Annotated in this window: 14 protein-coding genes; 8 read left to right on the forward strand and 6 right to left on the reverse strand. The window is 71.5% G+C overall.

All coding sequences use genetic code 11. The features are described 5' to 3' along the window. Positions 1-5 precede the first annotated feature (5 nt). The 3 genes from V2W30_RS12095 to V2W30_RS12105 all read left to right on the forward strand — a co-directional run bounded on the left by V2W30_RS12095 (position 6) and on the right by V2W30_RS12105 (position 3,168). The gene (locus V2W30_RS12095) at positions 6-1,034 is read left to right on the forward strand and encodes an N-acetylmuramoyl-L-alanine amidase (protein ID WP_425244523.1); all 1,029 of its coding nucleotides are present in this window, start codon (positions 6-8) and stop codon (positions 1,032-1,034) included. A gap of 128 nt (positions 1,035-1,162) precedes the next feature. Then, complete coding sequence (locus tag V2W30_RS12100) at positions 1,163-2,053, forward strand: hypothetical protein (protein ID WP_338696042.1); 891 nt, start codon at positions 1,163-1,165, stop codon at positions 2,051-2,053. A gap of 104 nt (positions 2,054-2,157) precedes the next feature. Then, positions 2,158-3,168 (forward strand): LLM class F420-dependent oxidoreductase, encoded by a 1,011-nt coding sequence (locus V2W30_RS12105; RefSeq protein ID WP_338696043.1) that lies wholly within the window; start codon positions 2,158-2,160, stop codon positions 3,166-3,168. A gap of 12 nt (positions 3,169-3,180) precedes the next feature. Here the strand turns inward: V2W30_RS12105 and V2W30_RS12110 are convergent, their stop codons facing one another. Then, positions 3,181-3,684, reverse strand: a complete 504-nt coding sequence (locus V2W30_RS12110; RefSeq protein WP_425244677.1) for a hypothetical protein — start codon at positions 3,682-3,684, stop codon at positions 3,181-3,183. 216 nt (positions 3,685-3,900) lie between these two features. Here V2W30_RS12110 and V2W30_RS12115 point away from each other — a divergent pair, with 216 nt between their 5' ends. Continuing rightward, a complete protein-coding gene (locus V2W30_RS12115; protein WP_338696046.1) occupies positions 3,901-4,197 on the forward strand; it encodes a hypothetical protein in 297 nt (98 codons plus the stop codon). Positions 4,198-4,254: 57 nt separating this feature from the next. Here the strand turns inward: V2W30_RS12115 and V2W30_RS12120 are convergent, their stop codons facing one another. Genes V2W30_RS12120 through V2W30_RS12130 form a run of 3 tightly spaced genes read right to left on the reverse strand, consistent with a single transcriptional unit; the run spans position 4,255 to position 7,402 of the window. Continuing rightward, the gene (locus tag V2W30_RS12120) at positions 4,255-5,328 is read right to left on the reverse strand and encodes a prenyltransferase/squalene oxidase repeat-containing protein (protein WP_338696047.1); all 1,074 of its coding nucleotides are present in this window, start codon (positions 5,326-5,328) and stop codon (positions 4,255-4,257) included. After that, positions 5,325-6,068, reverse strand: a complete 744-nt coding sequence (locus tag V2W30_RS12125) for a class I SAM-dependent methyltransferase (protein ID WP_338696049.1) — start codon at positions 6,066-6,068, stop codon at positions 5,325-5,327. The genes V2W30_RS12120 and V2W30_RS12125 overlap by 4 nt, the downstream gene beginning before the upstream one ends. After that, positions 6,062-7,402, reverse strand: coding sequence for a glycosyltransferase family 4 protein (locus V2W30_RS12130; RefSeq protein WP_338696051.1), 1,341 nt, complete (start codon positions 7,400-7,402; stop codon positions 6,062-6,064). Before V2W30_RS12130 ends, V2W30_RS12125 begins: the two co-directional genes overlap by 7 nt. A 177-nt stretch (positions 7,403-7,579) precedes the next feature. Between V2W30_RS12130 and V2W30_RS12135 the strand changes: the two genes are divergently transcribed. After that, positions 7,580-8,218, forward strand: a complete 639-nt coding sequence (locus tag V2W30_RS12135; protein WP_338696053.1) for a TetR family transcriptional regulator — start codon at positions 7,580-7,582, stop codon at positions 8,216-8,218. A 28-nt stretch (positions 8,219-8,246) separates the two neighbouring features. Here the strand turns inward: V2W30_RS12135 and V2W30_RS12140 are convergent, their stop codons facing one another. Continuing rightward, positions 8,247-8,480: a ferredoxin gene (locus V2W30_RS12140; protein WP_338696055.1), complete on the reverse strand. Its 234-nt coding sequence runs from the start codon at positions 8,478-8,480 to the stop codon at positions 8,247-8,249. Between the two features lie 5 nt (positions 8,481-8,485). Further along, positions 8,486-9,943, reverse strand: coding sequence for an aldehyde dehydrogenase (locus V2W30_RS12145; protein WP_338696057.1), 1,458 nt, complete (start codon positions 9,941-9,943; stop codon positions 8,486-8,488). Between the two features lie 249 nt (positions 9,944-10,192). On the opposite strand from V2W30_RS12145, the gene V2W30_RS12150 reads away from it, so the two are divergent. The 3 genes from V2W30_RS12150 to V2W30_RS12160 all read left to right on the forward strand — a co-directional run bounded on the left by V2W30_RS12150 (position 10,193) and on the right by V2W30_RS12160 (position 12,784). Beyond that, positions 10,193-11,242, forward strand: coding sequence for an MBL fold metallo-hydrolase (locus V2W30_RS12150; protein ID WP_338696059.1), 1,050 nt, complete (start codon positions 10,193-10,195; stop codon positions 11,240-11,242). 110 nt (positions 11,243-11,352) lie between these two features. Further along, complete coding sequence (locus V2W30_RS12155) at positions 11,353-11,598, forward strand: hypothetical protein (RefSeq protein ID WP_338696061.1); 246 nt, start codon at positions 11,353-11,355, stop codon at positions 11,596-11,598. 13 nt (positions 11,599-11,611) lie between these two features. Then, positions 11,612-12,784, forward strand: a complete 1,173-nt coding sequence (locus tag V2W30_RS12160; protein WP_338696063.1) for a flotillin family protein — start codon at positions 11,612-11,614, stop codon at positions 12,782-12,784. Positions 12,785-12,816 lie beyond the last annotated feature (32 nt).

Here is a 12,816-nt window from a genome sequence, read left to right on the forward strand (position 1 = left end):
GGGACGTGTCGTACGCAGGTCCTGACCCGGATGACTTTGATGACTACTACCGCGACGACGCCCCGCGGGGCGGCCGTCGGTTCGGTGGGCGGCCCGTGCTGGTCACGTTCGCCGCGCTCGTGCCGACCGCGCTGGCGGCGTGGCTGCTGTGGCAGGTGGTGAGCAGCCCCGGCGACGGCGAGCCGCCGAAGGTGCTCCCGGCCCCCGGGCAGTCCTCGACGTCGGCGCCCGGGTCGACGGACGACGCGAAGAAGCCGACCCCGTCGGCGTCCACGTCGTCGGCGTCCCCCTCCCCTGCGAAGTCCGCCTCCGAGAAGCCGACCGGGTCCGGGTCGTCGAAGCCCGCCGCGGGCGGCTCGGGTCCCCTCAAGGGCAAGGTCGTCGTGATCGACCCGGGTCACAATCCGGGAAACTTTCGGCACGCGACCGAGATCAACCGCACGGTGAACGTCGGCAACGGCAGCAAGGAGTGCGACACCACCGGCACCGCCACCAACGCCGGTTACACGGAAGCCCAGTTCACGCTGGACGTGGCGCGCCGTATGAAGACCCTCCTCGAACAGCAGGGCGCCACCGTGCGGTTGACGCAGAACGGCGACCGGGCCTGGGGCCCCTGCGTCGACGAGCGCGCCCGGATCGGCAACGCGGCGAAGGCCGACGCCGTCGTCTCCGTCCACGCGGACGGCTCCGCCGCCGGCAACCGCGGCTTCCATGTGATCCTTCCCGCATCCGTGCACGCGGGGGACGCGGACACCCGCGCGATCGTCGCCTCCTCACGCGACCTCGGGGAACGCGTCGCGGGCAAGTTCCTCCGCTACACGTCCGAGCCCCCGTCGAACTACGTGGGCGGCGGCACGGCCCTGGACACCCGCTCCGACCTGGGCGGCCTCAACCTGTCGACCGTCCCCAAGGTCTTCATCGAATGTGGCAACATGCGGGACTCCCACGACGCGGGCCGGCTGACCTCCGGCTCCTGGCGGCAGAAGGCGGCGCAGGGCATCTCTGAGGGAATCGTGAGTTTCCTGCGCGGGTAGCCGTGACGCCATGGATCTCGGCAGACACCTGTCGTACGTGGGCGATAGTGTCGTCCCTACGATGAGGGGTCACCCCCGCGCTAGGCGCGCCTCCTCCGACGACGAGACGACTGACGAAGGACCATGAAGTGAATATCCGCTCCCTCACTCGAGGCGACGGCGTGGTGATCGGAGCAGCGGTGTTGCTGTTCATCGCCTCGTTCCTCGAGATCTACTCGTACGACGGCGCCGAGAGCCTCGACATGCCCAACGCATGGGCCAGCGGGCCGGTCCTGATGAGCGTGATCCTGTCCGGCATCATCGGCGCAGTCCTCATCGTCGTCGCACGCGGGCTCCCGCAGCCGCGCAAGGTCGCCGGCCTCGACCTCGGCCAGTTCGGCGTGGCCGCCACGGTGTTCGCCGCCTGGGGCGCGCTCTCCAACATCTTCGACCCGACCGGCGGCGTGAACAACGTCGGCGAGGGCAGCAGCAACGGCCCTGACGCGGGCATCGGCCTCATCCTCGCCCTCATCGCCACCCTGGTCATGGCCGCCGCCGCCATCGCCACCCCCCTGGTCCCCGCCCTCAAGGCGGCGCTCCTCGGTGCCCCGCGCCCGCAGCAGCCGCAGCCCTACGGCGGTCAGCCGCAGGGTGGTTACGGGTACCCGGGCGCGCAGCAGCCGGGTCAGCCCTACGGCGGCCAGCCGGGTCACCCGGGGCAGCCGGGTCCGGGTCAGCCCGGCCAGCACGGTCAGCCCGGTCCGGCCCAGCCGTACGGCGGGCAGCCGCAGCAGGCCGCCGCGCCCGCGCCGCAGCCCTCGCAGGGCGGTCAGCCGGCCGCCGACTTCTCCCCGTTCTGGTTCGCCGTGCCGGTGCCGCGTCCGCTGTACGGCGAGGACGGCAACCCGTCGCCGATCGCCGAACTGGCGCCCGGCACCTGGTACTTGGCCGTCGAGCAGCGCGGCCCCGGCCTCGTCGCCCAGACGCAGGACGGCCGTCGCGGCGTCCTCCAGGACACCACGGGGATCCAGCGCGGCTGACGCACCCCAGCGCCTTCGAGGCCCCTCGCCCGTCTTCCGGGCGAGGGGCCTTTCGCGTACAGTCACCCACCGGAACTGACGGGGCATCAGCTACGGGAGCGCGTATGCGGCTCGGAATCGCACTCGGCTACTGGGGGCGCGGACCCCATCCCGATCACCTCCAACTCGTACGGGACGCGGAGGAGTTGGGGTACGACTCCGTCTGGACCTCCGAGTCCTGGGGCAGCGACGCGTTCACGCCGCTGACCTGGTTCGCCGCGCACACCAGCCGGATCCGGCTCGGCACCGCCATCGCGCAGATGGCCGCCCGCTCCCCCACCACGACGGCGATGCACGCCCTCACCCTCGACCACCTCTCCGGCGGCCGCGTGCTGCTCGGCCTCGGGCTGTCCGGGCCGCAGGTCGTGGAGGGCTGGTACGGGCGGCCGTTCCCGACGTCGCCGCTCACGGCCACGCGCGAGTACGTCGATGTCGTACGGCAGGTGCTGCGGCGCGAAGGGCCCGTCGAGGTCGACGGGCGGTTCCACGCGCACCCGTACCGCGGCGACGACGGCACCGGGCTCGGCAAGGCCCTCAAGCCCATCACACACCCGCTCCGCGCCGACCTGCCGATCCTGCTCGGGGCGGAGGGGCCGAAGAACATCGCGCAGACGACGCGGATCGCGGACGGCTGGCTGCCGCTGTACTGGTCGCCCACCCGCACGGACGTCTACGAGGCGTCCCTCAGCGACCTGCGCGACGATTTCATGATCGCGCCCATGGCGCGGGCGACGGTGTGCGACGACGTCGGCGAGGGGCTGCTGCCCGTCAAGGCGATGCTCGGCTTCTACATCGGCGGCATGGGGCACGCCAGCCGCAACTTCCACGCCGATCTCATGGCGCGGATGGGATACGAGGAGGAGGCCCGGCGGATCCAGGAGCTGTTCGCCGAGGGGCGGCGCGAGGAGGCGGTGCTCGCCGTGCCGGACGCGTTCGCCGACGAGATCTCGCTCGTCGGGCCGCGTCAGCGCATCGCGGAGCGGCTCGAACTGTGGCGCAAGGGCCCGGTGACGGACCTGCTGGTCCTGTCACCGGACCCGCACACGCTCCGCGTCCTGGCCGAGCTGAACTCCTGATCCGCTGAACCGCTAGGAACCCGAGGTGAGTTGGGAGGCCGAAGGCACCTTGTTCGTGACCTCGGCGCCCGCGCTCTTCCCCGCGTCCTTGACGTTGTTGATGATGTCGTCGAAGGAGCCGGCGACGGAGTCGACGCCGTCGCCCTTGCGGAGCTTGCTCGGGAGGTCCTTGAGGGACTCGATGCCGGCCGCCAGCGGTGCGACCGCCTTGGCGAGGGTGGGGTCGCCCTGGGCGTTCTTCAGGGCGGCCTTCAGCCGGTTGTACGTGAAGGCTCCCGCGACACCGGCCTTGACCAGGGCGAACTTGCGGCCGTCGGCGCCGTTCTTGAAGGTGCCCGCGCGCCAGGGCTTCACGATCCACTGGTAGGTGGCGCCGGCCGCGAGGCCCGCGTTCGCCACGAAGCGGGTCTTGGCGAACTTCTGCCGCTCGGCCGAACCGCTGCTCGTCGGGGTCGCCGCGGCGTCCTCGTCGCTGCTGCCGCACGCGGTCGTCGCCCCCAGGAGCGCGCCGCACATCAGCACGGCCACGAGGAGGCGGCGGACGGGCAGGGGGAAGGTGGGCACCACGGGGACCTCCGGGGCGGGTGGGGCGGCTGCACTTCTGGCAGCCTCACCCGGGCCCCGCCGCTGCGCCACCCGGGCGAGCCCGTCCGTGTCTCCCGAGCGGCCTCTCCCCAGGCCCCCCTTGGGATTCCTGCGTTTCCCGGACGGAATCCGGGACACCCGGACCGTATGTCTGCGAATCGGCATTACCGAGGCACCAATGAAGCGGGTCGGGTCGTGATGGTCGTGGCCGACGTCCTGGCCGTGATCCTCGGACTGTGGATCCTTATGTATCTGCTGGACGCGAACCGGGGCAACGACCTGGTGCAGTTCGTCCACAACGCGGCGGGCTGGCTCGCCGGCTGGTCGCACGACCTGTTCACGTTCGACGAGGCCTGGGCGCGGGTAGTTGCCGGGTACGGCCTGGCGGCAGTGGTGTACCTGTTCGTCGGCCACGCGATCGCGAACCGGCTCAGGCGGTACTGACCACCCAGAGGCTCGGCGACCCGTCTCTCCCGCAACTGAGCGGCACCGCGCGTGCGACTACGCGCAGCAATCCGGCTCGACGCCGGACGGGAGCAGTCCCCCGCCGAACACCTGGCACGTCGCCTCGTCGCCGCCCAGCGCGGCCACCGCGAGCAGCACGGACCCCGCGGTCCATGTCGTGAGTTCCTCCGGCCACACGGCCCGGTCCTCGAAGACGTAGCCGGTCCAGTAGAGACCGGTCCGCGGGTCCCGCAGGTGCTGGATGTCCTGAAGGATCGTGAGCGCACGGTCGGACTCGCCCATCGCCCACAGGGCGAGGGCGAGTTCGGCGCTCTCCCCGCCGGTCACCCAGGGGTTCGGCACGACGCAGCGCACACCGAGCCCGGGGACGACGAACTTCTCCCAGTCGGCCTCGATACGGTCCTTCGCCTCGGCACCGCGCAGCGCGCCGCCGAGGACGGGGTAGTACCAGTCCATCGAGTAGCGGTTCTTGTCCAGGAAGCGCTCCGGGTGGCGGCGGATGGCGTGCCGCAGCGCCCCGACCGCCAACTCCCAGTCGGGCTGCGGCTCTTCGCGCTGTTCGGCGATGGCGAGCGCGCAGCGCAGCGCGTGGTGGATGGACGAACTGCCGGTCAGCAGGGCGTCGTCGACGGGCGTGCCGTCGTCCTCGCGCTTCCAGCCGATCTGGCCGCCGGGCTGTTGCAGGCGCAGCACCCACTCGATCGCGGCGTAGACGCACGGCCACATGCGGTCCAGGAACGCGTCGTCGCCGGTGGAGAGGTAGTGGTGCCAGACGCCGACGGCCACGTACGCGACGAAGTTGGACTCGCGGCCGCGGTCCGTGACGTCGCCGGGGTCGCCGTCGTGGTAGGCGGCGTACCAGGACCCGTCCTCGTTCTGGTGCCGGGCGAGCCAGTCGTAGGCGCGGGTGGCGGCCTCGTGCTCGCCGGCCACGTCGAGCGCCATGGCGGCCTCGGTGTGGTCCCACGGGTCGAGGTGGTGCCGACGGAACCACGGGATGGCTCCGTCGGGGCGCTGCACGGCGAGGATGCCGGAGACCGTGCGCGCGGCCTGATCCGCCGTCAGGACACCCGCGAGTACGAGAAGTTCGGTCCGCTCGGGACTGCTCACGCAGCGGCCCCGCTGGCGTCCTTCGGAAGGTGGGGCTTGGTGGCGTACGCGACGAAGCTCTTGCCGACGACGGGGTTGAGGAGCTGTTCGGCGACCCGGGTGAGGGCGGGCTTCTTCATGATGTCCCAGACCAGGAGCTTGTGGTACGCCTTCACGGGCAGCGCCTTGTCGTTGTCGACGCCGAACGCGCACTTGAGCCACCAGTAGGGCGCGTGCAGCGCGTGCGCGTGGTGGGTGCCGTACGGCTTGAGGCCCGCCTCCCGCATCTTGCCGAGCAGTTCGTCGGCCTTGTAGATGCGGATGTGGCCGCCCTCGACCTCGTGGTACTCGTCGGACAGCGCCCAGCAGACCTTCTCGGGTCCGTAGCGGGGCACGGTGACGGCGATGCGGCCGCCGGGCTTGAGGACCCGGACCATCTCGGCGAGGACGCCCTTGTCGTCGGGGATGTGCTCCATGACCTCGCTGATGATGACGACGTCGAACGACTCGTCGGGGAAGGGGAGTTGCAGCGCGTCCCCCTCCATCGCGGTGGCCGTGGCGCCGGCCGGGGCCTCACCGGCCTCCTTCATGGCGGCGAACCACTTGGCGACCTCGGCGATCTCCTCGGAGTTCTGGTCGAGGGCGACGACCTGCGCCCCGCGCCGGTAGCACTCGAAGGCGTGCCGTCCGGCCCCGCACCCGAGATCGAGGACGCGGTCGCCCGCGGCGAGCGGGAAGCGGGTGAAGTCGACGGTCAGCACGTGGCCCTGCTTTCCTGTGGGGTCTCTTCGGTCACAACGTCGGTCGTGGGACGGGGCGCCGGGCGTCCGGCGCTCTCGATCGACTCGCGGTAAAGGTCGGCGGTGCCCTGGGCCGCGCGTGCCCACGTGAAGCGCTCCAGGACGCGGACGCGGCCCGCCGCGCCGAGTCTGACCCGCAGCGCCGGGTCGCCGAGGAGCCTGTTCAGTCCGGCGGCGAGGGCGCCCGCGTCCGCCGTCGGTACGGCGATGCAGGTCTCGCCGTCCGGCCCGGCGACCTCGGGGATCGCGCCGCCGGTGGTGGCGACCAGCGGGGTGCCGGTGGCCATGGCCTCGGCGGCGGGCAGCGAGAAGCCCTCGTAGAGGGAGGGCACGCAGGCGACCTGCGCGGAGCGGACGAGGTCGACGAGCTCCTGGTCGCTGATGCCCTTGACGAACCGGACGGCGCCTTCGAGCCCGTACCGCTCGATGGCCTGGGCGACGGGGCCGTCCTCGGCGCGCTTGCCGACGACGACGAGGTGCGCCTCGGGGTGTTCGGCGCGCACCTTGGCGAGCGCTTCGACGAGAAAGACGAGGCCCTTGAGGGGGACGTCGGCACTGGAGGTCGTGACGATGCGGCCCGGCACCTCGGGCACCGCCGGATTCGGCGAGAAGAGGTCGGTGTCGGCGCCGATGTGCACGACGCGGATCCGGCCGGGACGTACGCCGAGGTGCTCGACGATCTCGTCGCGGGAGGTGCCGGAGACGGTGAGCACGGACGGCAGGCGGCGCGCGACGCGCTTCTGCATGCGGGTGAACGCGTACCAGCGGCGCTTGGACATCCGCTGCCGCCAGTTCTCCGCGGCGTCGAGCTCAAGCTGCCGGTCGACGGTGATGGGGTGGTGGATGGTGGAGACGAGCGGGGCGCCCAGCGCGGCGGGGCCGCCGAGGAGCCCGTAGCCGAGCGTCTGGTTGTCGTGGACGACGTCGAACTCGCCGCGGCGCTCGCGCAGATGGCGGCGGGCACGCAGCGAGAAGGTCAGCGGTTCGGGGAAGCCGCCGGTCCACATGGTGCCGACCTCCAGGGCGTCGACCCAGTCCCGGTACTCGTCGCGCTTCGGCGTGCGGAAGGGGTCGGGGCTGCGGTACAGGTCGAGGCTGGGCAGCTCGGTGAGGGAGAGACCGGCGAGGTCGTCGCCCTCGTCGAGGACGGGGTAGGGCTGGGAGCCGATGACCTCGACGCGGTGGCCGAGGCGGGCGAGCTCACGGGAGAGATGGCGGACATACACCCCCTGACCACCGCAGAACGGGTTGCCCTTGTACGTGAGGAGAGCGATGCGCAACGACTCCGCGGTCACTCCAGGCCACCCTTCTCCCTACTTGCCCGTGGACACTACTTGGGGCGCTAATCTAGAACAAGTTTCAGACTTGATCGTTCAATGAGCATCGAATCTACCGGCAGGTAGCCAGGCTGTGACGAGCGGATCAGGTGATTCACGCCACGAGCCGGGACGACGGGACACGGAAGCGGACAGATGACAGCTCCGGACGCGAGAAGCTCTGCACAAGGGGGCGCCGCGGCGCTCACGGAGCGGCAGGAGGCCCGGCGGCGCCGGATCCTGCACGCGAGCGCCCAGCTGGCGGCGCGCGGCGGCTTCGACGCCGTGCAGATGCGCGAGGTCGCCGAGTCGTCGCAGGTCGCGCTCGGCACGCTGTACCGCTACTTCCCGAGCAAGGTCCATCTCCTCGTCGCCACGATGCAGGACCAGCTCCAGCACATGCACACCACCGTCCGTAAGCGTCCCCCGTCGGGCGCGGCGCCGTCCGAGCGGGTCGCCGAGACGCTGATGCGCGCCTTCCGGGCGCTCCAGCGCGAGCCGCATCTGGCCGACGCGATGGTCCGCGCGCTGACCTTCGCGGACCGCAGCGTCAGCCCCGAGGTCGATCAGGTCTCCCGGCAGACGACGGCGATCATCCTGGACGCGATGGAGCTCGACGACCCGACCCCCGAGCAGCTCTCGGCGGTCCGGGTCATCGAGCACACCTGGCACTCGGCGCTCATCACCTGGCTGTCGGGGCGCGCCTCGATCGCCCAGGTGAAGATCGACATCGAGACGGTGTGCAAGCTGATCGACCTGACAGCGAGCCCTTCCGGGGGCACCTCCCCGCGCTAGAGCCGTCCCCTGACCAGGGGTTCGGCGATCAGTCCTCCGGCGGGAAGACGACCTCCCCCGTGTCGGCCAGCGCCAGCGTGATCGCCTCCACCGGGCACCCCTCCGCCGCCGCGAGCACCTGCTCGTTCGCGTCGACGTCCGGTTCGGTCGGGCGGGACTGACGGGCGGTGTCGAGGCGGAACGAGCCGGGCGCGTGGTTCACGCACATGCCCGAGCCGATGCACACGCTCCGGTCGACCTCCACATGCCACCGGTCTCCCATACGCGTCAGCCCTCCCAGCCGGCGGGCAGATGGATCATCTTGTGCTCCAGGTAGGCGCTGTAGCCCTCGGGCCCGAACTCCCGGCCCACGCCGCTGTTCTTGTAGCCGCCGAAGGGGCCGAGCATGTCGAGGCTGAAGGTGTTCACGTTGTAGGTGCCGGTCCGCACCTGCCGCGCGATGTCGATGCCGTGGGCGACGTCGGCGGTCCACACGCTGCCGCTCAGGCCGTAGTCGGAGTCGTTGGCGATCTTCACGGCCTCGGTCTCGTCGCCGTACGGGAGCAGGCAGATGACCGGGCCGAAGATCTCCTCGCGGGCGATGCGCATGCCGTTGTGGACGTCACCGAAGAGGGTCGGTTCGACGTACGCGCCCTGCTCGTACCCCTGGGGCACGCCGCCGCCGGTGAGGACCTTGGCGCCCTCCTCCTGGCCGATGCGGATGTAGTCGAGGTTGCGCCGCTGCTGGCGCTTGGCGACGAGCGGGCCGACCTGGGTGGCGGGGTCGAGCGGGTCGCCGACCACCAGGGCGGAGGCGGCGGCCGTGAAGGCCTCGGCGAACTCGTCGTAGCGGGAGCGCGGCAGGAGGATGCGGGTCTGGGCGACGCAGGCCTGGCCGTTGTTCATCCAGGCGGCGGGGACGACCCCGGCGACGGTCGATTCGAGGTCCGCGTCCGGCAGGACCACGGCGGCGGACTTGCCGCCCAGTTCCAGGGTGACGCGGGTGAGGTGGCGGGCGGCCACCTCCATGACGCGCTTGCCGGCCGCGACCGAGCCGGTGAAGGAGATCTTGTCGACGCCCGGGTGCCCGACCAGGTACTCGCTGACCTCGCGGTCGGCGGGCAGGATGGAGAGCACCCCCTCCGGCAGCCCGGCCTCCCGCGCGATCTCGCCCAGCAGGTAGGCGTCGAGCGGGGATTCGGGCGACGGCTTGAGGACGACGGTGCAGCCGGTGAGCAGCGCGGGCGCGAGCTTGGCGGCGGCCACGAACTGCGGCACGTTCCACGGGACCACGGCCGCGACGACCCCGACCGGCTCGCGGCGCACCAGGAGTTTGCCGAGGGCTCCGTCGCGCGTCTCCTCGTACGTGAAGGCGCGCGCGACGTTGATCGCGGAGTCCCAGACCATCATCGCCCCGAGCGCCTGGGCGAGGACGGACCAGGAGTAGGGGGAGCCGTTCTGCTGGGAGATGAGCCGGGCGATCTCCTCGTGGCGGACGGCGATGGCGTCCTTGATGCGGGTGACGACGGCGATCCGCTCGTCGAGGGTCATCCGCGGCCAGGGTCCCTCGTCGAAGGCCCGGCGCGCGGCGGCGACGGCCCGGTCGACGTCGGCGGGCGCGGCGTGCGGCACCCGCCCGAAGACCTCGCCGGTGTGCGGCGAGACGACCTCGATGACGTCCTTGCCGAGGGGATCGGTCAACTCCCCGCCGATGAACAGCTGTCCGTGTTCCACGAGCTCGGTCATGGCGACTTCCGCTTCCGTGAGGCTTTCGGCGTACGGTTTCTGACGGTGTTTCAGAACTGATACCAGTTCTACTTCGGATGCGGAAGGGTCGACGACCCAGGCGAACCGTGCCGACCCGAGCCGATCCGCGCCGGACCAAGAGTGGTCGACCCGGGCGACCACTGAAACAAGTTCTACAAGTTCCATTACAGTGACGGGAGTTCGGCGCGGCGACAGGTGACCTTGGCGGATCGGCGGAGAGGCGGCCCCATGACAGAGGCGACGCAGGTGACCGACCACGGCGGGGGTGTGCGCAGCATCCGGGTGCCGATCCCCGACAACCCGCTGGGCCACACCCTCGTCTACGTCCTGGACACCGACGCGGGCCCCGTCCTCGTCGACACCGGCTGGGACGACCCCGCCTCCTGGGACACCCTGGCGGCGGGCCTGACGGAGTGCGGCACCTCGGTGACCGACCTCACCGGGGTCCTGATCACCCATCACCACCCGGACCACCACGGCCTGTCGGCCAAGGTGCGCGAGGCGTCCGGCGCGTGGATCGCGATGCACGAGGCGGACGCGGCGGTGGTGCGGCGCACCCGCGAGAACCCCCCGGCCCGCTGGTACGCGTACATGGCGGCGAAGCTGGCCGCCGCCGGTGCGCCCGAGGAGCATCTGGCCCCGCTGATCGCCGCCCGCGACGGGGGCCGCCCGCGCCGCCTGCCCGGCCTCGACCCGGCGTTGCCGGACCGCGCCATCACCCCCGGCGACCTCCTCGACCTGCCCGGCCGCAGGCTGCGCGCGATCTGGACGCCGGGCCACACCCCCGGCCATGTCTGCCTCCACCTGGAGGAGGAGCACCCGGCGCGTCTCCCGGGCAACGGACGCCTGTTCAGCGGCGACCACGTGCTGCCCGGCATCACCCCGCACATCGGCCTGTACGAGGACCCGGACGACGCGACGGTCACCGACCCGCTGGGCGACTACCTCGCCTCCCTGGAGGGCGTCGGCCGCCTCGCGCCCGCCGAGGTGCTCCCCGCCCACCAGCACGCCTTCACCGACGCGCCCGCCCGCGTACGGGAGTTGCTCGACCACCACGAGGAGCGGCTGACCGGCCTGCTCGGACTCCTCGCGGCACCGCTCACGCCGTGGCAGCTCGCCGAGCACATGGAGTGGAACCGCCCGTGGGCCGAGATCCCGTACGGGTCACGCAACATCGCGGTCTCCGAGGCCGAGGCGCATCTGCGCCGGCTGGTGAAGCTGGGGCGGGCCGAGGCGGTGCCGGGGAGCGACCCGGTGACGTACGTCGCGGTGCCGTGACGCGTACGGAGGATCTTTGCCGCCGCTGGATGGAACGGGCCTGGGCTCGGGCGTATGGTCTGGCTCCTCAAGAGCTCGCATGAGCTGGGACAACAAGGGGGCGGCCGCCGATGGCGCCGGACGAGGCTGTGGTCGGCTGCACGGGGAAGCTGATCCTCGGCACCCGCGGGGCCGGGGGTCCGGGTGAGGTTCTGGTCCAGGTCAGAGGCGGTACCGAGACGTTTCTCGCGTACTCCGACGAACCCCTGGCGCGCGGCACGACCGTGCTCGTGATCGAGTCCCGCGGGACCCGGCAGGTCGTCGTGATGCCCTGGACCGATCCCCTGCTCGCCGGTGACGACGACGGCGCCCGCTAAGGAGACGTCAAGGATGTTCGGATATCGCGTTCCCGCACCCGACGAGGCGATGCTGATCTCGGGCGGCAGGCGGGGACTTGGGGGAGCGCCCTTCCGCGTCGTCACCGGGCACGGGAAGTTCGTGCTGCCCGTGTTCCGCAAGACCCGCTTCCTGTCGCTCGCGATGAGCGAGGCGGAGGTCGTCGAGAAGTGCGTGACCCGGCAGGGCATCGCCCTCACCGTGCGGGCGGTCATCGCCTTCAAGGTGGGCAACGACCCGGAGTCCATCATCAACGCCGGCCAGCGGTTCCTCTCCGACCAGGACCAGATGTCGGTTCTGACCGGGCGGATCTTCGCCGGTCATCTGCGGTCCATCATCGGCTCGATGACCGTCGAGGAGATCGTCACCGAGCGGCAGAAGCTCGCGACGGAGGTCCTCGACACGTCGAAGGCCGAGATGGCGAAGATCGGGCTGCACGTCGACTCGTTGCAGATCCAGTCCATCGACGACGGCAACACCGGGTACATCGAGGCCATGTCGCGGCCGCACAAGGCCGCCATCCAGCGGCAGGCGCAGATCGCCCAGGCGCAGGCCACGCAGGCCTCCGCGGAGGCGGAGCAGGCGGCGGCCCGCAAGCAGGCCGAGTACGCGCGGCAGACGGCGATCGTGCAGGCCGAGTACAGCGCCGAGGTCGACCGGGCCAAGGCGCAGGCCGAGCAGGCGGGACCGCTGGCGCTCGCCAACGCGCAGCAGGAGGTGCTCGCCGCCCAGACCGAACTGGCGCTGCGGCAGGCCGAGTTGCGCGAGAAGCAGCTCATCGCCGAGATCGTGAAGCCGGCGCAGGCCGACGCCGAGCGGATCCGGGTCCTCGCCCTGGCCGAGGCCGAGCGGATGAAGATCCAGGCGGAGGCGGCCGCGTCGTACGACCGGGTCGCGCTCGACCGGATGCTCATCGATCAGCTCCCGCAGATCGTGAAGGAGGCGTCGGCGGGGCTCGCCGGGGCGAACGTGAACGTGCTGAACGGGGCGGACGGGCTCGGCGAGATCGCGGCCGGTCTGGTCGGCCAGGGCCTGACGATCCTCGACTCGGTCCGCAAGAACCTGGGCGGACCGAGCGACGCGGCACCCGTGCCCGGCGCCGCGATCGAGCAGTACCTCGGCCGGCCGCGCACCGGGGGTGACGACGGCCCGGTCGACGTCCGCTGAATCCCGCGCGGCGCGGAGCGGGCCCCTGCGGC

The organism is Streptomyces sp. Q6 (assembly GCF_036967205.1).
Taxonomy (GTDB): Bacteria; Actinomycetota; Actinomycetes; order Streptomycetales; family Streptomycetaceae; genus Streptomyces; species Streptomyces citrinus.